Source organism: Micromonospora profundi (genome assembly GCF_011927785.1).
Lineage (GTDB): Bacteria > Actinomycetota > Actinomycetes > Mycobacteriales > Micromonosporaceae > Micromonospora > Micromonospora profundi.
The window spans coordinates 4,796,000-4,815,333 of sequence record NZ_JAATJK010000001.1; the positions used below are offsets into that span (position 1 = coordinate 4,796,000).

16 protein-coding genes are annotated in these 19,334 nt (G+C 72.8%); 6 read left to right on the forward strand and 10 right to left on the reverse strand.

The annotated features are described in order from the left end of the window. Window position 1 precedes the first annotated feature (1 nt). The 6 genes from F4558_RS21025 to F4558_RS21050 are packed head-to-tail and all read right to left on the reverse strand — an operon-like array spanning window position 2 to window position 7,836. A complete protein-coding gene (locus F4558_RS21025; protein WP_369814797.1) occupies window positions 2-1,249 on the reverse strand; it encodes a hypothetical protein in 1,248 nt (415 codons plus the stop codon). Window positions 1,250-1,257: 8 nt separating this feature from the next. Continuing rightward, entirely contained in the window at window positions 1,258-2,994 is a 1,737-nt protein-coding gene (locus tag F4558_RS21030) for an O-antigen ligase family protein (protein ID WP_167945666.1), read from the reverse strand. Then, window positions 2,991-4,166 (reverse strand): glycosyltransferase, encoded by a 1,176-nt coding sequence (locus F4558_RS21035; RefSeq protein ID WP_306272628.1) that lies wholly within the window; start codon window positions 4,164-4,166, stop codon window positions 2,991-2,993. Before F4558_RS21035 ends, F4558_RS21030 begins: the two co-directional genes overlap by 4 nt. Window positions 4,167-4,169: 3 nt before the next feature. Next, entirely contained in the window at window positions 4,170-5,282 is a 1,113-nt protein-coding gene (locus F4558_RS21040) for a glycosyltransferase (protein WP_082377451.1), read from the reverse strand. After that, complete coding sequence (locus F4558_RS21045) at window positions 5,269-6,402, reverse strand: glycosyltransferase (RefSeq protein WP_053655570.1); 1,134 nt, start codon at window positions 6,400-6,402, stop codon at window positions 5,269-5,271. The genes F4558_RS21040 and F4558_RS21045 overlap by 14 nt, the downstream gene beginning before the upstream one ends. A gap of 54 nt (window positions 6,403-6,456) precedes the next feature. Next, a complete protein-coding gene (locus tag F4558_RS21050) occupies window positions 6,457-7,836 on the reverse strand; it encodes a hypothetical protein (RefSeq protein WP_167945668.1) in 1,380 nt (459 codons plus the stop codon). Between the two features lie 148 nt (window positions 7,837-7,984). Here F4558_RS21050 and F4558_RS21055 point away from each other — a divergent pair, with 148 nt between their 5' ends. From F4558_RS21055 to hutH, 6 genes are read left to right on the forward strand one after another with little or no spacing between them, the layout of a single operon-like run. Beyond that, on the forward strand, window positions 7,985-8,836 hold the full coding sequence (locus F4558_RS21055) for a MurR/RpiR family transcriptional regulator (protein WP_167945670.1): 852 nt from the start codon (window positions 7,985-7,987) through the stop codon (window positions 8,834-8,836). A 16-nt stretch (window positions 8,837-8,852) separates the two neighbouring features. Next, on the forward strand, window positions 8,853-10,502 hold the full coding sequence (hutU, locus tag F4558_RS21060; RefSeq protein ID WP_167945672.1) for a urocanate hydratase: 1,650 nt from the start codon (window positions 8,853-8,855) through the stop codon (window positions 10,500-10,502). Window positions 10,503-10,513: 11 nt separating this feature from the next. Next, complete coding sequence (locus F4558_RS21065) at window positions 10,514-11,734, forward strand: allantoate amidohydrolase (protein ID WP_167945674.1); 1,221 nt, start codon at window positions 10,514-10,516, stop codon at window positions 11,732-11,734. A gap of 37 nt (window positions 11,735-11,771) precedes the next feature. Beyond that, entirely contained in the window at window positions 11,772-13,133 is a 1,362-nt protein-coding gene (locus tag F4558_RS21070) for a formimidoylglutamate deiminase (RefSeq protein WP_167945676.1), read from the forward strand. Between the two features lie 8 nt (window positions 13,134-13,141). Beyond that, window positions 13,142-14,326 (forward strand): imidazolonepropionase, encoded by a 1,185-nt coding sequence (gene hutI / locus F4558_RS21075; RefSeq protein WP_053655576.1) that lies wholly within the window; start codon window positions 13,142-13,144, stop codon window positions 14,324-14,326. Further along, entirely contained in the window at window positions 14,323-15,861 is a 1,539-nt protein-coding gene (hutH, locus tag F4558_RS21080; RefSeq protein ID WP_053655577.1) for a histidine ammonia-lyase, read from the forward strand. The genes hutI and hutH overlap by 4 nt, the downstream gene beginning before the upstream one ends. A 106-nt stretch (window positions 15,862-15,967) precedes the next feature. Here the strand turns inward: hutH and rdgB are convergent, their stop codons facing one another. The 4 genes from rdgB to F4558_RS21100 form a co-directional block, all read right to left on the reverse strand. Further along, window positions 15,968-16,585, reverse strand: a complete 618-nt coding sequence (rdgB, locus tag F4558_RS21085) for an RdgB/HAM1 family non-canonical purine NTP pyrophosphatase (RefSeq protein ID WP_053655578.1) — start codon at window positions 16,583-16,585, stop codon at window positions 15,968-15,970. Between the two features lie 52 nt (window positions 16,586-16,637). After that, on the reverse strand, window positions 16,638-17,363 hold the full coding sequence (gene rph / locus F4558_RS21090; protein ID WP_053655579.1) for a ribonuclease PH: 726 nt from the start codon (window positions 17,361-17,363) through the stop codon (window positions 16,638-16,640). A gap of 67 nt (window positions 17,364-17,430) precedes the next feature. Further along, window positions 17,431-18,174 carry an MBL fold metallo-hydrolase gene (locus F4558_RS21095; RefSeq protein ID WP_053655580.1) on the reverse strand — a complete coding sequence of 248 codons (744 nt, stop codon included), beginning with the start codon at window positions 18,172-18,174 and terminating at the stop codon, window positions 17,431-17,433. A 193-nt stretch (window positions 18,175-18,367) separates the two neighbouring features. Next, on the reverse strand, window positions 18,368-19,333 hold the full coding sequence (locus tag F4558_RS21100) for a PLP-dependent cysteine synthase family protein (RefSeq protein ID WP_053655581.1): 966 nt from the start codon (window positions 19,331-19,333) through the stop codon (window positions 18,368-18,370). Window position 19,334: the final 1 nt, after the last annotated feature.

Below are 19,334 nucleotides of genomic sequence, written 5' to 3' on the forward strand. Positions count from 1 at the left end.
GTCAGACCGGGGCCGAGGATGCCGTCGCTCGTGTCGCCCGGTGCGCGCCGACGTGCCCGGGTGGGCGCGCGTCCGCCGACGTCGACTCGGCCGGTGTCTGTCGCATCCGCCCGAGGAACCACACCACCACAAGCGCCTCGCAGAGCAACAGTTGGAGCACGAGGTCGGACACGTCGGCCGCCCAGACGAGCGCCACGGCAACCCCTGCGAACGCGATGATCCGCGATCCGATGGCGGAGGCCAGGTAGCGACGCGGACGGGCCCAGGTCATGTGGCGGACGGACAGCCAGGTGGAGACCGCGAGCAGCAGCTTGTAGAGGCAGTAGCCAGCGATCGCCGCGGCGCCCACGGCGGCCAGGTCGGGGGCGAGCAACCGGCGTACCTGTTCGCTGGCGAGGACCACCACCGACACGCCGAGCCACGCCACGAGGGTCAACCCGCGGGTCACTGTGCGCCAGCGTGCCGTCCGGCCGGCCACGATGTCCTCGCGGGTGCTGGCCGAGAGCACCACGTGGAACGGGCCGAATACGAGATCCAGCGCCCGCAGCACCACCACTGCTGTCTGCCCCGCTGCGGCGCCCGCCACCGACGGCAACGCGATCGTGTACGCCAGATCGGCAAGAGCCGCCACGCAGTAGACCGAGCCGACCGACAGGCTCTGCCGGGCACCTGGCCGGATCGTGCCGACCGAGGCGACCCGGGATCGCAGCGTCACCCAGGCCAGCACGGCGAGCTGCGCGGGCACGGCGGCGATGTCCACCCGCACGTCGGCAGAGAGGAGGAGCACACCGCTCACCAGGGTCCCGAGGGCGGTGAGCTGAGGGATGAGGTTGGCGCTGCCCGGGGATCGGGTACGCGCGCAGGCCCAGAACATCGCCTCCACCGGCAGTTGGAGGAGCACCGGGGCGACCACGCACAACCGGTCGGTGATGCTGCTGTCCGGCAGCGCAACGGAGACCGACAGGAAGGCCACGGCGGCGACCGGCAGCGCCACCAGGGCGGACACACGTCGAGCCCAGCTCTCCAGACGCCAGTCGTCGGGGACGACTCCCGCCGACAGCGGCCGGCCGACAAGCGCCTCCATCAGCGTGTACGGGATGGCGAGCAGGGTGCCGAGCAGTGCGACGAGTGCCAGCCGGTCGTTGTCGGCCCACGACGCGTAGAGGAACAGCGCCACGCTTGACAGCCGGGTGAGCGCCTGCACGGAGATCTGCGACCGTTGCAGACGCAGCACCGTGGTGGAGAGCATGCGCACGATCACCACCTCCGGTTGTCGTCGGGGTGCCGGTGTTCCGGGCGGGTCACCGGCAGGACAGCGGTGCTGTCGTCGTCCCTGCGGCCGTACGACGGAGGCGGTTGCTGGTGGCGCGGTGCCGCGGAACGCTGCGGGTCATCGCCCCTGCGTGCGGAGCGCTGCGGCGGGAGGATCACGGTGTCGGCGTCGACGGGCTGCCGCGCGACCCTCTGCGGTTCCACCCGGGGCAACACCACCGTCTCCGCCTCCACCCGGGGCAGCACCACGGTCTCCGCGTCGACAGGCCGCCGTCGCTCGGGCGGTCGAGCCGGCGGGTGCGCGACGGGCGGGACCGCCGACGCCTGTCGCACGTCGACGGCGGGCGCAACGGGCGCCGGCGGCAGCGGGTCCAGGTGGTTCCCGTACGCGACGAAGACCGCGAGACACATCGTCGCGCCCGTGTACTCCCAGGCTTCGATGACGAGGAACGCAGCCGAGAGGCCGGTCAGGACGGCGAGATGGGAAACGGCGGACGGGAGCGTTGAGGCGTACCGCCAGAGTCGGACGAGCAGGTATCCGATCCCGGCGATCAGCACCACCATCATCGGCAGCCCGTACTGGAGGGCGACGCTGACGAAGTAGTTGTCGACGAAGACCTGCCCGCCGGAGGCGGCTCGCGACACCGTCGCCGCTCCGGCGGCACCGATGCCACGGCCCCAGAGCGGAAGGTCACCGTCGAGCAACCCCGACCACACCTCGAAACGCTGGAAGAGGCTGCGCGCACCGGTCGCGCCGACGGCCACGAAACCGACAGTCACGCACGCCACGACACCGAGCCCGACGAGGCGGGCGCGGCGACGAGCGGCGGCGCCGCCGGAACGGTTGCCCACGGCGGCGGCGATGACCCCGCCGACGACGAGCAGCGCACCGGAACGGGACGTGCTGAGCGCGAGGCAGACAACCGCCGAGACCGCGCCGACGTGCCACGACCAGCGGGTGGGCCGGGCGCCGGAGGTCAGCCAGAGCGCCACGTACCCGAGCAGGAACGCGCCGGCGAGGATGCCCAGCTCGGCGTTGACCTCGGTGAGGCCGGGAGCCCGGAACGTGTCGCCGATGTAGCGGATCGCCCGGCCATCTTCGAAACCCCACTGGACGAGCTGCTGCGGCCCGATGATCAGCTCTGCGACGGTGGCGACGCCGTTGGCCATCAGCAGCCAGGCGGCGACTGTCACGATCCGGGTCATCCCTGGCGCGCCAAGGCCCAGCAGGGCCAGCAGGAGAAGGAACGGCAGCACTGTGAGCCGGAGCCCGGACAGGGTCTGCCCCGGCCCGTGGTGCGCGATGCCGATCAGGCTCCAGACGCCCAGCACCAGAAGGCCCACGCCGACGCCGACGACCTGCCGGCGGCTCCAGCCACCACGCAGCACGCAGCGCAGGGCGTGCACGCCGGCTATCGCCGCTGCGGACAACCCGAGGGCGTACTCGCGACCACCGAAGGCGTCACCGACAATCCCCTCCACGCCGGCGAGGCGCAGACCCAACGGCGCGTTCAGCACGACGAGGACGTACGCGAGGCCCGGCAGTGGAAACACCGCGAGCGCGGCGAACACGACGACGAAGGCCGGCAGGAGCGGCGGGGCACCGGCGAGCAGGCACACCACTGTGGCCACCGGCACGGCGGCAACCGCGCCGAGCAGGACCCGCACCGTACGCCAGCGGATCGGGCCCGGCGACCGCACCGCGCGCCGACCGGCCGTCATCGTCTTGTTGCCGGGACTCGTCGCCGTCCCGCGTCGTCCGCGCGCAGCGCGGTGTAAGCGTCGACAACAGCGTCGACGTGCCGGTCCCAGTTCAGCTCGCGCCCGTCCCGGGCCGCGGCAGCCGCGATCGTGTCGTAGTCGGCAGGCGGCATGCTGGCGGCCCGACGCATGGTCTCGGTCAACTCCGCGCGCGTCCGGAAGATCCGCAGGGATTCGTCCGATGCCATCGGCGGCCGGGCCACCTCGCTGGAGATGATCGGACGGCCGGCCCGCAGCGCCTCGACGCACGAGATCGGGAAGTTCTCGGCCCACTGGCTGGGGAAGACGAGCCAGCCGGCCCGCGCCATCGCTGCCTGCTTGCCCGCCGTGTCGAGGAAGCCCAGGTATTCGAGCCCGGGCAGTTTACGCGCCGCCGCCTCGACGTCGGCCCGGCGTGGGCCGTCACCGCCGATGAGCAGTGTGGCGCCGTCCTGGCCGGCCACCTCCCGCCACGCGGCCAGCAGCAGGTCGATGCCCTTGTGCTCACTGAGCGCACCGAGGAACAGGAACACCGCAGGGTTGCCGGCCGGCCAGGACACCGGGCCGCCGGTCTCCGGCACGGCGAGCGGTACGACAGTCCCGCCCAGCGTGGACCCCTGCGGAAGGTGCCGCTGGGCGATGTCCCGGGTACGCGCGGCCGGCCACAGCAGCGAGACCCCGCGCAGTTGCCGGACCAGCCACGCCGACCGGGCTCGCAGCAGGCGGTCGGTCAGGTCTGACCTGCCCTGGTTGGCGAGACTGTTGTTCGGGTCGGCTACGGCGTAGTCGTGGACCGTGTGGCAGGTCGGCCACGTTCTGGCGATCCGGGCCAGCGGCAGGACGCCCAGGCCCTGCCAGTTGTGCACGTGCACCACGTCCGGGGCGAAGTCGCGCAGGGCGTTCAGGCGCAGGCCGGTCGGGTCGGCCAGGTCACCGAGATGGGTGAGGACCTTGCCGAGCCGCGGGTCGGCGCCGCCCAGGCGGGCCGAGATCCTCGTGTCGACGGGCGCGTCGGTGGGCAGGCTGTGCGGCGACGGGCGGCTGAACACCTGCACCTCGTGACCGCGGTCGACGAGCGCGGCGGAGAGGTCCCGCACGTACTGCTCCGCGCCGCCGCGGATCGCGAACGACGAGTGGACCATGGCGATCCGCACTGCTCAGGCCTGCTTTCCGGTCGTCTGGGACAGGGCACGACCGTCCTGGTCGGCGTCGAGCAGGTGCGCCAGGTGAGCGGTCGCGTCGCGCCAGGAACGCCCGGCGGCACCCGCCCTCGGTCGAGGACCTCCCACGGCCTCGCCCACCGCCCGGACCAGCGCCGCCGCCGTCCAGGTCGTCATCCGTTCGGCCCGACCGTCGGTCGCCTCGAGCAGGGCGGGGTCCGGTGAGATGACTGTGGGTGTGCCCAACCGGAGCGCCTCGGCGGCCGGCAGCCCGTACCCCTCGAAGTGACTCGGCATCAGGAACGCGGCGGCGTTGGCGACGGCCGCCGCGTAGTCGGCGTCGGAGAGCCTGTCGAGCAGCACCACCCGGTCGGCCGCCGGGGACGCCGCCACGGCGTCGGTGAACCGGTCGATGCGCTGACCGCCGGTGAGCACCGCGAGCACCAGGTCGGGAAGGTCGGCCAGAGCCTCGACGGCCAGCTCGACCCCCTTGTGGGCCGCGTGGCCGGCGACCAGGAGGTACTGGCGCACCCCGCCGGTGCGGGCCGCGAGTTCCGGCGGAAGCGCACCGGGTACGACGTCCACGTCGCTGCCCGGATACCAGACGGTGGCCCGGTTCTCCGGCACGCCGTAGAGCCCCAGGAGGTCGTGGCGGGTACGGGCGCTGACGCAGAGCAACTGCCGGGACCTGTTGATCGCCGTCGCGTAGCTGGCCCGCCGGTACTGCCGCACCGACGTCGACAGGTCGTGCGGCCAGAGCCGGAAGGCGAGATCGTGGACGACCGTGGTGACCGGCAGTTGGCTGCCGACCATGGCGACCGATGGGCTCAGGGAGAGCACCTGCGCACCCGCCGGCTCCTGCCGGGCCTCACCGGTGACCCGACGCAGGGTCGTGGTGGCGGACGCGACGGCCCGGGCCCGGTCGCCGGCCTGCCGGCTGACCACCGCCACCTCGGCGGCGGCCCCGGCGGGCACCTCCCACGTCGGGGGTACGGCGACGAGCCGCAGCCGCTGCCCGGCCGGCCAGTGCCGCACGACCTCGGTGAGGACGCGGGTGATGCCGCCCGGACCGACACCGCTGCAGTCGACGATGGTGTCAGCGGGTCTCATGCGCGATCCACTCGCCCATCTCGTGCTGGAACCGCTGCGGTGAGAAGGCCATCGCGTGTTTGCGGATGCGCGCCGCGTCGAGTTCGCCGACACGGCGTACGGCGGCGGCGTGGTCGGCCGGTCGCATCGAGCCGATCAGGAAGCCCGTCTCGCCGTTGACGACAGTCTCCAGCAGGCCGCCGGTGTTCAGACCGATCACCGGAGTTCCGCACGCCTGCGCCTCCACCGGGATGATGCCGAAGTCCTCGTGTGCCGGGAACAGCAGCGCGCGGGCGCCCGCGTAAAGCTCCCGCAGCCGCTCCCGGGAGGGCCGCACCTCGAAGGTCACCGGCACCCCGACGGTGGCGGCGAGCCGGCGCAGCCTCGCCTCCTCCGGCCCGGAACCGGCCACGACAAGGGGCAGTCCCGACTCGGCGGCGATCTCGATCATCAGGTCGAAGTTCTTGTACGGGATCCAGCGCCCCACACCCAGCAGGTAGTCACGGGCGGGTTGGACCGGGGCCTCGGCGAAGTACTCGACGTCGACGGGCGGGTGGATCACGACGGCGTCACGCTTCCAGAACCGCTGGATCCGCGCCTGCACCTCGCGGGAGTTCGCGGCGTACGCCTGCACGTGCCGGCTGAGCCGGACGTCGACAGACTGGAGCGCCTTGCGGGGGCCGCTGAGCAGCGCGCCCGAGCCCCGACCGTCGAAGTCAGGGCTCCAGACATAGCGTGCCGGCGAGTGCACGTAGCTCAGGTGCCGGGTCCGTTCCGGCGGGCCGAGCCGCACGGTGTGGGCGAACGCGTGGCTGGACGAGATGACCACGTCGTAGCGCTCGTCGCCGACTGTCCGCCAGGCCAGGGGCATGAGGGGCAGCGCGAGGGCCTTGCTGCGGCGCAACGGCGTCTTGGCCAGCCACGTCTCGTGCAGACCGAGGCGGTCCACCTCGACGTCCCGGTCCGCCCAGAGCACGATGCGGCGCGCGTGCGGCACAAGGTCCGCGATGGCGAGGAACACGTTCTCCGATCCGCCTGTGGCGCCGAACCACTCGTGGACGACCGCCACGGAGCGGTCGGCGAGCAGCGGCGTCGACGCCGGGGGCGGCACGGTCGGCTGGACGTTGTCCAACGAGGTCATCGTTCCTCACTCATGTCAACGGTCGGCTCGCCGGGCGTACCTCCGGTGCCGGTGTCAGCTGTTGCGGCGCCACAGGTCCCGCAGCGCGTCCCAGTTGCCCGCGATGCCGGCCTCGCACAGGGTTTCGACGTAGAAGGCGCCGTTGACGTCGTCGCGGTCCCACCACACGCCGCACACGGTCCGGCCGTCTCCGCCCTTGAAGGCGTACTCGACGTAGCTGCCGGGTGCGCCGGTCACGCCGCCCGTCGTCCGGGTGGCCTCGCGCAGCCCCGGCGCCAGCGCGCCGCCGGCCAGGTTGAGCTGCTGACGGTACGCACGCGCCGCGTCCTTCTCCGCCTTCGCGGGGTACAGCGCGAAGTGCACGGAGGCTCCGCCGTACCGGCAGAAGACGTGGCGTCGCTCGTCGGCCGGCAGCGGCGGACCGCCGACCTCGGTGTCGACGGCGCACCCTCCCGCGGCGGCCAGCCAGGGCTCTGCAAGCGGCGCGAGGTCGCCGTCGAACTTGGTCTTGTTGATGGAGAACTGCGTCGCCTCGAACGGTGCGAGCGAGGCGTTCGGCGCCGGCGCTTCGGGCTCGTCGTCGGATCGGTTGACGCCGCCGACGAAGAACCCGGCGGTGCCGGCGGCCAGGACGAGCACCACGGCGGCGACAGCGAGGAGCCACTTGGGCCGCTGCGGGGGCCGCTGCACGGGCGCGATCCGCCGACCCGTACCGCCGAACGGATCCTGCGAGGGCGACTGCGGCGGCAGGCCGTCGGATGCGGTCGCGGACGCGGATGCCGAGCTGTAGGTCGCGGGACCGTAGGTCACAGGGGCCGGGCTCTGGGTCGCCGGTGCCGGGCTGTGGGTCGCGGGTGCGGGGCTCTGCGACGGTACGGGTGAGCCGGGCGCACCCGAGACGGGCTGCGACGGGCTGGACACCGGCTGCCCGGAGACCGGGTTGGTGTGCACCGCCCAGGGAAGTTGCGGCATGTGCGCCACCAGCTCGGGCGCACCGGAGACCGGCGCTCCGCTGGCCTGCTGCGGCACACCGGAAACCGGCGGTGCCGAGGCAGGCGGTGCTGAGGCAGGTGCCGCCGAGGTGGGCGGCGCCGACATGGGTGGCGCGGAGACCGGCAGGTCGGGCACTGGCTGGTAGGCCATGCCGAGGCTCTGGAAGAGGCGCTGCGGCGCGTTCCCCTCCTCGGCCCGGTAGGCCACCCACGGGTGGGCGGCGGTCAGGTTGGCGTGCGCGTATCGGTGACCGCCGGCGGCCTGCGCCAGCGCGTTCGCGGCGTTGCCGAAGGCCACCCGCCAGCGCTCGTCGGACGCGGCGACGCCGTCGAGCACGGCCACCGTGGCGAACTGGCCCTGCCCGTCGACTGCGGCCCACGCCTTGCCAACCTGGCAGGCGCCCAACATGTGGGTGTACCTGTACGGGTTCTCCGGCTGCATGCCACTCCTCCGCTCGACCGCCGTGCGGATCCTACAGAGGTGGTGCCATCGCAGCGTCCCGCCGGTCGGCGGTGCGACAGGTCGGGGCCCCGGCGGGCAGCCCAGCCGCCCCTTGCCCTCTGAAAGTTTTCATGCATAGAGTCGCGGTGTGAATGAGACAGGGGTCGAGGCGCCGGTGGAGCAGGTGCTCGACCTGTTCGACGGGGTGCGGCTCACCCCGACCCAGCGCCGCATCGCGCACTGTCTCGTACAGCACGGCCCGGCGGTGGCGTACCTGTCCGCGGCGGAGGTCGCCGAGCTGGCCGGGGTCAGCCAGCCGTCGGTGACCCGGTTCGCCGTCGCGCTCGGCCACGACGGCTACCCGGCGCTGCGCCGCCGGCTGCGAGGCCTCACCACTGCCAGACCCGGTGGTCCGGCGGACGCCGGAAACGAACTCCAGCAGGCGGTACGCGCCGAGATGGGCAACCTGGACCGGCTGGCCGGTCAACTCGCCGACCGGGACCGGATCGCCGAGACCGGCAGGCTGCTCGCGGCCAGCCGCCCACTGCCGGTGCTCGGCCTGCGTGCCGCCGCACCGCTTGCCGCGTACTTCGCCTACTTCGCCGCCAAGGTGCACCCGGACGTGCGGGTCCTCGACGACGGCGGCAGCCTGCTGACCGACCGCCTCGAACAGGCCGCCGAGGCCGGCGCTTCGGCGGTGCTGGCCTTCGTGCTGCCCCGCTACCCCCGCGAGACCCTTGACGCGCTGCGCGACGCGCGGGCCACCGGCCTGACCGTCGTGGCGATCACCGACTCGCCGGTCAGCCCCGCCACCGAGCACGCCGACGTGGTGCTGCCCGCCGCCGTCGGCGCCCAACTCGTCTTCGACCTGCACACCGCCCCGATGACCCTGGCCATGGTGCTGTTGCAGGCGATCTGCGACGCCGCGCCGGCCGACACGCAGCGCCGGCTGGAAGCGTTCGAAGCCTCGGCGGCCCGCCGTCAGTTGTTCCTCGGATGACCGGAGGAGACCAGAGATGACAGAGCCGATCCGTGCCGCACGGGGCAGTCAGCTGACCGCCCGTGGGTGGCAGCAGGAGGCCGCACTGCGGATGCTCATGAACAATCTCGACCCCGAGGTGGCCGAACGCCCCGACGACCTCGTGGTGTACGGCGGCACCGGCAAGGCGGCGCGGGACTGGCCCTCCTACCACGCGCTGGTACGCACGCTCACCGACCTGCGCGAGGACGAGACGATGCTCGTGCAGTCGGGCCGTCCGGTGGGCGTGCTGCGCACCCACGAGTGGGCGCCCCGGGTGCTGCTGGCCAACTCGAACCTGGTCGGCGACTGGGCGACCTGGCCCGAGTTCCGTCGGCTCGAACACCTCGGCCTCACCATGTACGGGCAGATGACCGCCGGCTCGTGGATCTACATCGGCACCCAGGGCATCCTCCAGGGCACCTACGAGACGTTCGCCGCGGTGGCCGCCAAGAGATTCGGGAGCACCCTCGCGGGCGCGCTGACGCTCACCGCAGGCTGCGGCGGGATGGGCGGGGCGCAGCCCCTCGCGGTCACCATGAACGGCGGCGTCTGCCTGATCGTGGACGTGGACCGCACCCGCCTCGACCGCCGGGTGCACGACCGCTACCTGGACGAGGTCGCCGACTCGCTGGACGACGCGGTGCAGCGGGCGCTGGCCGCGAAGCGGGACCGGCGCGCGCTCTCCGTGGGCGTGGTGGGCAACGCCGCCGAGGTCTTCCCCGAGCTGCTCAGCCGGGGCGTCGAGATCGACATCGTGACCGACCAGACAAGCGCCCACGACCCGCTGTCGTACCTGCCGGTGGGAGTGGATCTGGCCGATGCCCGCGACTACGCGACGGCGAAGCCCGCCGAGTTCACCGACCGGGCGCGGGCGTCGATGGCGCGGCACGTCGAGGCGATGGTCGGCTTCCTCGACGCCGGCGCCGAGGTCTTCGACTACGGCAACTCGATCCGTGGTGAGGCGCAGCTCGCCGGCTACCCGCGCGCCTTCGACTTTCCGGGCTTCGTGCCCGCGTACATCAGGCCGTTGTTCTGCGAAGGTAGGGGTCCGTTCCGGTGGGCGGCGCTGTCCGGCGACCCGGCCGACATCGCCGCCACCGACCGGGCGATCCTGGAGCTGTTCCCGGAGAACGAGTCCCTGGCACGGTGGATCCGGCTGGCCGGCGAACGTGTCGCGTTCCAGGGTCTGCCGGCGCGGATCTGCTGGCTCGGCTACGGCGAGCGCGACCGGGCCGGCGTGCGGTTCAACGAGATGGTCGCCTCCGGTGAACTCTCCGCCCCGGTGGTCATCGGTCGGGACCACCTGGACGCGGGCAGTGTGGCCAGCCCGTACCGGGAGACCGAGGCGATGGCCGACGGCTCCGACGCGATAGCCGACTGGCCGCTGCTCAACGCGCTCGTCAACACGGCAAGCGGGGCTTCCTGGGTGTCCATCCATCACGGCGGCGGGGTCGGCATCGGGCGGTCCATCCACGCCGGGCAGGTCTGCGTGGCCGACGGCACCGCGCTCGCGGGGCAGAAGATCGAGCGGGTGCTCACCAACGACCCCGCGATGGGCGTCATCCGGCACGTGGACGCCGGATACGAAGGCGCCCGCGAGGTAGCCGACCGCACCGACATCCGCGTCCCGATGACCGAGCAGTAAGGAAGGACACCTTGTTATCGGATTTTGTTGTAGAAGGGGCCCTTCCTAACAAGTTCCGCACCCTGTGGGACGAGCTCGCCCCGATCGGGCGGGACGCCGACAGCGGCGGTTACCTGCGCTACGCGCTGACCGAGCCGGAGCGGGAGCTGCGGGCCTGGTTCCGTGCACAGGCGCAGCAGCGAGGGATGCCGGTCACCGAGGACGGCAACGGCAACCTGTTCGCGCACTGGGGCGACCCGGAGGCCGCCGACGCGGTGCTGACCGGCAGCCACTTCGACTCGGTGCCGCACGGTGGGGCGTACGACGGGCCGCTCGGCATCGTCAGCGCCTTCCTCGCCGTGGACGAGCTGCGCGCCGCCGGCGTCACCCCGATCCGGCCACTGGTGCTGGCCGCGTTCGTGGAGGAGGAGGGGGCGCGCTTCGGCGTACCGTGCCTGGGGTCGCGTCTGCTCACCGGCGCAATGCCTGTCGATCGCGCGGCCGGGCTGCGCGACGCGGCCGGGGTGAGCTTCGCCGAGGCGCTCGGCGACCGGCCGGCGGGCGCCCGCCCGGAGCTGCTGGGCCGGTTCGGCGCGTTCGTGGAGCTACACGTCGAGCAGGGCCGCGCGCTCGCCGAGGCGGACGCGCCGGTAGCGGTGGCCAGCGCCATCTGGCCGCACGGCCGCTGGCGCTTCGACGTGACAGGCGAGGGCAACCACGCGGGTACGACACGGATGGCCGACCGCCGCGACCCGATGCTCACCTACGCGTTCACTGTGCTGGCGGCCAACAAGGAGGCCCGGTTGCGCGGCGCGCACGCCACTGTCGGCAGGGTCGCCGTCGAACCGAACGCCACGAACGCCATCCCGTCGAAGGTGACCGGCTGGCTGGACGCCCGCGCCGCCGACCCGCAGACCCTCACCGACCTGGTCGAGGCCGTACGGGGCAAGCTCGCCGAGCGTGCCCGCCGCGACGGTACGGAGGTGACGGTCACCGAGGAGTCGGCCACAGCGCTTGTCGCCTTCGACCGTGGACTGGCCAGACGGCTGGCCACGCTGCTCGACGCGCCGGTGCTGCCCACCGGCGCGGGGCACGACGCGGGTGTGCTGGCCGCGCATCTGCCCACCGCGATGCTGTTCGTGCGCAACCCGAGCGGGGTGTCGCACTCCCCCGCAGAGGCGGCCACCGACGCCGACTGCGCCGCCGGGGTACGGGCGCTGGCCGCCGTGTTGGAGGAGCTGACATGCCGCTGACAACGCAGACGATTCAGCTCCGCAGGAGGCGAGGAGTATGACCACCTCTCGTTGGCTCGCCGAGTACGCCTGGCTGCCCGAGGACTCCGAGCCCACGCCCGAGGTGCTCATCGAGGTCGAGGACGGCCGGATCACCGCCGTCACACCGCTGCAGGGGTCCACCGGGCCGGAGGCCGGGGTGGAGGTGCTGCGGGACGCCACCCGGCTGCCCGGGTTGACAGTGCCCGGCCTGTCCAATGTGCACTCGCACGCCTTCCACCGCGCCCTGCGTGGGCGTACCCACGGCAGCCGGGGTGACTTCTGGAGCTGGCGCGACCGGATGTACGCCGTCGCCGACCGGCTCGACCCGGACACCTACCTGGCGCTGGCCCGCGCGGTCTACGCCGAGATGGCCCTGGCCGGGATCACCTGCGTCGGGGAGTTCCACTACCTGCACCACCGGCCCGACGGCGGCGCCTACGACGACCCGAACGAGATGGGCGCGGCACTTGTCGAGGCCGCCGCGCACGCCGGCATCCGGTTGACCCTGCTGGACACCTGCTACCTGACCTCCACAGTGAGTGGTCAGCCGCTCGCCGGACCGCAGCGCCGCTTCGGTGACGGTGACGCCGTCCGGTGGGCCGAGCGGGCCTCGGCGTTCCAGCCGACTGACTCCCACGCCCGCGTCGGCGCGGCCGTGCACTCGGTGCGGGCGGTCCCCGCCGACCAGCTGCGCACTGTCGCCGACTGGGCGCGAAGCCGGCACGCTCCGCTGCACGTACACCTGTCGGAGCAGTACGCCGAGAACGACGAGTGCCGGGTCGTGCACGGGCGCACACCCACCGCGCTGCTCGCCGAGCACGGCGTGCTCGGGCCGGACACCACCGCCGTACACGTCACCCACCCGACCGGCGCTGACCTGACGCTGCTCGGCGACAACCGGACCGGGGTGTGCCTCTGCCCCACCACCGAACGGGACCTCGCCGACGGGATCGGCCCGGCCCGGCAGATGGCCGATGCGGGGCTCCGGCTCAGCCTGGGCAGCGACAGCCACGCGGTGGTCGACCTGTTCGAGGAGGCGCGCGCCGTGGAGCTTGACGAACGGCTGCGCACCCGCCGCCGCGGCCACTTCACCTCCGCCGAGCTGCTGGCGGCGGCCACCGCCACCGGCCATGCCGCGCTGGGCTGGGCCGACGCCGGGCGGATCGCCGTCGGCGCCCGCGCCGACCTGGTGACGGTACGACTCGACAGCGCCCGCACGGCAGGGGTGCCGCCGGCGGGCGTGTTCTTCGCGGCGTCCGCCGCGGACGTCGACCAGGTGCTTGTGGACGGCCGGGTGGTGGTGGCCGAGGGCAGGCACCTCACCGTCGACGTACCGGCCGAGCTGTCGGCGTCGATCGAGGCGGTGACCCCGGCGTGAGCGCGAGCATGAGCAGCCTGCTTGTCGACAACATCGGGGAGCTGGTCACCAACGGCGTCGGCGAGGGTCCGCTGGGCATCCGCCGCAGGGCGGCAGTGCTGATCGAGGCGGGCCGGGTGGCCTGGGTCGGGCCTGCCGCGTACGCGCCGGCCGCCGACCGGCGGATCGACGCCGGCGGGGCGGCAGTGCTGCCCGGTTTCGTGGACAGCCACGCGCACCTGGTGTTCGCCGGTGACCGGGCCGCCGAGTTCGCCGCGCGGATGGCCGGCGAACGCTACACCGGCGGTGGCATCCGGACCACAGTCGGCGCGACCCGCGCCGCCAGCGACGACGACCTGCGGGCCACAGTGCGCCGGCTACGCGGGGAGGCGCTGCGCCAGGGCACCACCACCATGGAGATCAAGAGTGGGTACGGGCTGACGGTCGCCGACGAGGCACGCTCGCTGCGGATCGCCGCCGAGACCAGCACCGAGACCACGTTCCTCGGCGCTCATGTGGTGCCCGCCGAGTACGCCGACCGTCCCGACGACTATGTCGGGCTGGTCTGCGGGCCGATGCTTGCCGCCGCCGCACCGCACGCGAAGTGGATCGACGTGTTCTGCGAGCGGGGCGCCTTCGACGTCGACCACGCCCGCGCCATCCTCGCCTGCGGGCAGGCCGCCGGGCTTGGCGTACGGGTGCACGCCAACCAGCTCGGCCCCGGCCCCGGTGTCCAGCTCGGGGTGGAGCTGGGCGCGGCCAGCGTCGACCACTGCACCCACCTCAGCGACGACGACGTGGCAGCGCTGGCCGGCACCGCCAGCGACGACGGGTCCGGGACCCGCACTGTGGCGACCCTGCTGCCCGGTGCCGAGTTCTCCACCCGCTCGCCCTACCCGGACGCCCGCCGGCTGCTCGACGCCGGTGTCACAGTCGCGCTTGCCACCGACTGCAACCCCGGCACGTCGTACACCTCGTCGATGCCGTTCTGTGTGGCCCTCGCGGTCCGCGAGATGGGCATGACCCCGGCGGAGGCCGTCTGGGCCGCTACCGCCGGCGGGGCTCGGGCGCTGCGCCGCGACGACGTGGGTGTGCTCACCGCCGGCGCCCGGGCCGACCTGGTCGTCCTGGACGCGCCCTCGTACCTGCACCTGGCCTACCGGCCGGGTGTCCCACTGATCCGCCAGGTCCTGCTCAACGGAGTGCCGCAATGACGACCGTGACCATCCACCCCACCGGAATCTCCGCCGACGACGTCCTGGCCGTGGCCCGCGGCACCGCCACTGCCGTCCTCGACCCGGCCACCCGGGACGCGATGGCGACCAGCCGCGCGATCGTGGACGGCATCGAAGCCGCGGGAAGGCCCGTGTACGGCGTCTCCACCGGCTTCGGCGCGCTGGCCAACACGTTCGTCGCGCCGGAGCGGCGTGCCGAGCTTCAGCACGCGCTGATCCGCTCCCACGCCGCCGGGGTGGGCGCCCCGATGCCGCGTGAGGTCGTCCGCGCCATGATGCTGCTGCGCGTACGCTCGCTGGCCCTGGGCCGCTCCGGGGTCCGCCCGCTGATCGCCGAGGCGCTCGTCGACCTGCTCAACCACGACATCACCCCGTGGGTGCCCGAACACGGCTCGCTTGGCGCGTCCGGTGACCTGGCACCGCTGGCGCACTGCGCGCTCGTGCTGCTCGGCGAGGGCTGGGTGCTCGGCCCGGCCGGTGAACGGCAGGACGCGGCAGAGGCGCTTACCGCCGCCGGGCTCAAGCCGATCGAGCTTGCCGCCAAGGAAGGGCTGGCGCTGATCAACGGCACCGACGGCATGCTCGGGATGCTGCTGCTTGCCATCCACGACGCGGCGCACCTGTTCGCCATGGCGGACGTGACGGCCGCGCTGGCCATCGAGGCGATGCTCGGTTCGGAGCGGCCGTTCCTGCCGGAGCTACACGCCATCCGGCCGCACCCCGGTCAGGCCGCGTCGGCCGCGAACATCCACCGCCTGCTCCAAGACTCCCGGGTGATGGACTCGCACCGCGACGACCTGGCACACGCGGTGCAGGACGCGTACTCGATGCGCTGCGCCCCGCAGGTGGCCGGCGCGGCCCGCGACACGCTGGACTTCGTCCGCACCGTCGCCGCCCGGGAGCTGGTGTCCGTCGTGGACAACCCGGTGGTGCTGCCGGACGGTCGTGTCGAGTCGACAGGCAACTTCCACGGAGCGCCCCTCGGCTTCGCTGCGGACTTCCTGGCCATCGCCGCCGCAGAGGTTGGCGCGATCGCCGAGCGGCGGGTGGACAGGCTGCTGGACGTCACCCGCTCGCGGGAACTGCCGGCGTTCCTCTCCCCCGACGCCGGCGTGAACTCCGGGCTGATGATCGCCCAGTACACGGCTGCCGGCATCGTCGCCGAGAACCGGCGGCTGGCGGCCCCCGCGTCGGTGGACTCGCTGCCCACGAGCGGCATGCAGGAGGACCACGTCTCGATGGGCTGGGCGGCGACAAAGAAGCTACGCACCGTGCTTGACAACCTCACCAGCCTGCTGGCCGTCGAGTTGCTGGCCGGCGTACGCGGGCTGCAACTGCGGGCGCCGCTGGTGCCGTCGCCGGCCGGCCGGGCCGCCGTGGCCGCGCTCGGCGGCGCGGCCGGCGAGCCCGGCCCGGACGTGTTCCTCGCCCCGGTACTGGAGGCCGCCCGCGCGGTGCTGGCCGGCCCGGAGCTGCGTGCCGCAATCGAACGGGAGGTCGGCCCACTGGGCTGACCTTCGCAGGCCGCTGTCGTCCGCCGCGGGTCAGGCGGCGGACGACAGCACATTTCACGGTTCGCTGTCATCCGCTGCGGGTCAGGCGGCGGGCGGCGGCTGCCGGTCAGGCGGCGGGCGGCAGCACCTTCGCCACCAGCTTCGCCAGCTCGCGCAGAGCCTTGCCGCGGTGGCTGACCGCGTCCTTCTCCTGCGGGGTCAGCTCGGCGTTGGTGCGCTCCAGTCCGTCGCCCAGGAAGATCGGGTCGTAGCCGAACCCGCCGTCACCGCGCGGCGCCCGCAGGACCCGCCCGGACTGCCGGCCGTCGACAAGGTGCTCCTTGCCGCCAGGCAGCACCAGCGCCACGGTGCACACGAAGGACGCGGCCCGCTGCTCGTCCGGCACGTCGGCGATCTGGTCCAGCACCAACTGGAGGTTCGCCCGGTCGTCGCCGTGCTTGCCCGACCAGCGGGCGCTGAACACGCCAGGCATCCCGTTCAACGCATCCACCGCGAGCCCCGAATCGTCGGCGATCGTCGGCAACTCCGTACGCCGGCAGCCCTCCCGGGCCTTGATCAGCGCGTTCTCACCGAACGTCAGGCCGGTCTCCGGCAGCTCCGGATATTCCGGTACGTCGTCGAGCCCGAGCAGGGCGATCCGGTGCGCGCCCAACGCGCCGTCCAGGATCCGCTGAAGCTCCACAAGCTTCTTCTGGTTACGCGTGGCAAGCAGGACCTTGTTCATGCTGAGTCACCTTCGTTCGCGACTGCGGGGCTCGCAAGCTCACTCCTCGCGCTCACGCGAGCGCCTTCCGCTGGGCCTCGGCCAGGTCCGCGCAGCCCGCGACGGCCAGGTCGAGCAGGCTGTCGAGCTGGTCGCGGGCGAACACGCCCGCCTCACCGGTGCCCTGCACCTCGACGAAGTCACCTGCGCCGGTGCAGACCACGTTCATGTCCACCTCGGCGGCCACGTCCTCCTCGTAGCAGAGGTCCAGCCGCGCCTCACCGGCGATGATCCCCACGCTGACCGCGGCCACCGAGCGGTGCATCACCTTCTCCGGCTTGCCGGCCAGCGCCTTGCGGGCGGCGAGCCACCCCACGGCGTCGTGCAGCGCCACGTACGCGCCGGTGATGGCCGCCGTCCGGGTGCCACCGTCGGCCTGGAGCACGTCACAGTCGAGGACCACCGAGTTCTCGCCGAGCGCCTTCAGATCGATGCAGGCGCGCAGGCTCCGCCCGATCAGCCGGGAGATCTCGTGCGTCCGGCCGCCGACGCGGCCCTTGACGCTCTCCCGGTCGGAGCGGGTGTTCGTGGCCCGGGGCAGCATCGCGTACTCGGCGGTCACCCAGCCGAGCCCGGAACCCTTGCGCCAGCGGGGCACCCCCTCGGTGACGCTCGCCGTGCAGAGCACCCGGGTGCCGCCGAACTCGACGAGCACCGAGCCCTCCGGATGGGTGCTCCAGCCCCGGGTCAGAGTCACCGGTCGAAGTTGATCGGGCCCTCGCCCGTCAGGTCGCGCCATGCCTGCACCCTATGCGGTGCGGCGATCCATCTCCCCCGGGGTGCCCCGGCGTCGCCCCCGGCGGGAGTCAGATGTCGTAGCTGGCGCCGGCCCGGACCACCTCGACCGGCCCGGTGTACGCGGAGGTGGCCGACTCCAGCGTGTGCGCCTCGCTGCCCCACGCCGCCACCAGATGCGTGAGCAGCAGCCGACCCACAGCGGCCTTCGTGGCCGTCTCGCCGGCCTCCCGACCGGTCAGGTGCAGATCCGGCGGATTGTCGACGCCGTCGAGGAAGCTCGCCTCGCAGAGGAACACGTCGGCGTTCTGGGCCAGCCGCAGCAGTTCGTCGCAGGGCGCGGTGTCGGACGAGTAGCACAGCGAGCGACCGCCGTGCTCCAGCCGCACCCCGTACGTCTCCACGGGATGGTTGACCCGGTCGACGGTGACGGTGAACGGGCCGATCGGGAAGGTGCCCGGCTCCAGCGCGTAGAACTGGTAGACGTCCTCCACAGTGCCGTCGTCGTGGTACGCGGCGCTGAGCCGGTCGGGTGCGCCGGCGGGCGCGTACACCGGCAGGGCCGGATAGGGGCCCTCCGGGGCGTAGCGGCGGACCACCACGTACGTCACTGCGTCGAGGATGTGGTCGCAGTGCAGGTGGGTCAGCAGGATCGCGTCGGGGGTGTGCAGCCCCGCGTACCGCTGGAGACTGGACAGCGACCCGGAACCGAAGTCGACGAGGAGTCGGAAGCCGTCGGCCTCGACGAGGTATGCCGAGCACGGGGACTCGGGGCCGGGGAAGCTGCCGGCGCACCCCAGGACAGTCAGTCGCATCGGGTCTTCTCGCTGTCACTGTCAGTAGTAACTGTGCCGGCGGCGCTCCCGGCCATGATCCCTACTGACACGTGCGCCACGCTGCGCAGCCTACGCCGGGGTGCCCGACCACCAGAATCATCCGCTCGAACTTGTCACGAACGTGACACCTACTCACAGTGCGGCGGGGTAGCGTGCGGGCGGACCCTCGCGGTCACGCCCAGAGCTGCCCCTCCAGGGCGTCCTCGGCATCGGCGAGCGTGCCGCCGTACGCGCCGGTGGACAGGTATTTCCAGCCGCCGTCGCACACCACGAAGGCCACGTCGGCGCGGCGGCCGTCACGGACCGCCTCGTGCGCCACCGCGAGCGCGGCGTGCAGGATGGCGCCCGTGGAGAAGCCGGCGAAGATGCCCTCCACGTCGACGAGCTGGCGGGTGCGCAACACCGCGTCCCGGGTGCCCACCGAGAACCGCCGCGACAGCACAGAGGCGTCGTACAGCTCCGGGACGTACCCTTCGTCGATGTTGCGCAGCCCGTAGACCAGCTCGCCGTAGCGCGGTTCGGCGGCGACGATCTGGATGCCGTCGACCTTCTCCCGCAGATAACGACCGGTGCCCATCAGCGTGCCCGTGGTGCCCAGCCCGGCCACGAAATGCGTGATGGTGGGCAGGTCGTGCAGCAGCTCCGGCCCGGTCGTCTCGTAGTGCGCCCGCGCGTTCGCCTCGTTGCCGTACTGGTAGAGCATCACCCAGTCGGGATGCTCGGCGGAGATCTGCTTGGCGGTCGCGACAGCCTGGTTGGAGCCGCCCGCCGCCGGCGAAAAGATGATCTCGGCGCCGTACATGCGGAGCAGTTGGACCCGCTCGGTGGAGACGTTCTCCGGCATCACGCAGACCAGCCGGTAGCCCCGCAGCTTGGCAACCATGGCCAGCGAGATGCCGGTGTTGCCGCTTGTCGGCTCCAGGATCGTGTCGCCCGTGCGCAGCCGACCGGCCTCCTCGGCCGCGCGGACCATGAACAGGGCCGCGCGGTCCTTGATGCTGCCGGTCGGGTTCCGGTCCTCCAGCTTGGCCCAGAGCCGCACCGGAGGCGCGCCATCGGGAACCGTCGGGGAGAGCCGGGGCAGACCGACGAGCGGTGTGCCCCCGCAGGCGTCGAGCAGGCTGTCGTACCGCGCCATG